The sequence below is a fragment of the Bartonella sp. TS25HLJMH genome, from assembly GCF_042193505.1.
Lineage (GTDB): Bacteria > Pseudomonadota > Alphaproteobacteria > Rhizobiales > Rhizobiaceae > Bartonella > Bartonella grahamii.
Genome location: NZ_JBHILV010000098.1, coordinates 1 through 720 on the forward strand (window position 1 = coordinate 1; position 720 = coordinate 720).

The 720-nt window shown below is 40.4% G+C and carries 1 protein-coding gene; it reads left to right on the plus strand.

What is annotated here, in order from left to right:
• A partial coding sequence (locus ACFINF_RS09445; RefSeq protein ID WP_375620621.1) for a hypothetical protein occupies positions 1 to 622 on the plus strand: 622 nt, incomplete at its 5' end.
• Between the last annotated feature and the right edge of the window lie 98 nt (positions 623 to 720).

Below are 720 nucleotides of genomic sequence, written 5' to 3' on the forward strand. Positions count from 1 at the left end.
GGTTATCATGGAAAATTCACTCAGAAAACTTTCACAGAACAGCTTGCAGAAGGCTTCAACGAACTCAGAGATCATCTCTCATCTGGAGAAGATTATGGAAATGATCAGTCCGGGGTATCCATTGACGCTGAAAGCTGGGAATACATTGACAAAACAGGAGGAAGCGCAAACCTTAGATGCTTGCAATCGTCTACAAGCGTTGCTCTCTGTGAAAGCTTCAGTTAAGCAAATTGAGCAAGCTTCTTTCCTACTCTCAAGCATGAGAGTCCCTGCGAATACAGACTCTAAAGCCGTCGTTTTATCCTATGGCATGATGCTGGAACGGATTTCAGCATATGCTCTGAAAAAGGGCGTCGAAGATATCGTAACTGGTCAAGCAATTGGGATATCAAAAACATTCATGCCAACCTGTGGAGAGCTTTTAGCTTACTGCCAGACACTAGAAAATACCCTTCTTTCAAAAGCCGAAAGTGTACGTAGAGCAATTGAAAACACACGTGAGAAAGCACTCAAAGAAAAAACAGCGAAAGAGCATTTTAGACCACTAACGCTTGTTCACAAGCAAGAGCTTGAAGAAACTTTAAATGGTCTTGGGGGAGCAGTGAAAAACATTGCAAGTTAGCAAAATAGTGAAAAGTGCTGATCATTTTGGGATTGGATATGTATTTAAATCGATAAAAAGATACCATACAAAGCGATTTAAAGATTTTACGATGAAAA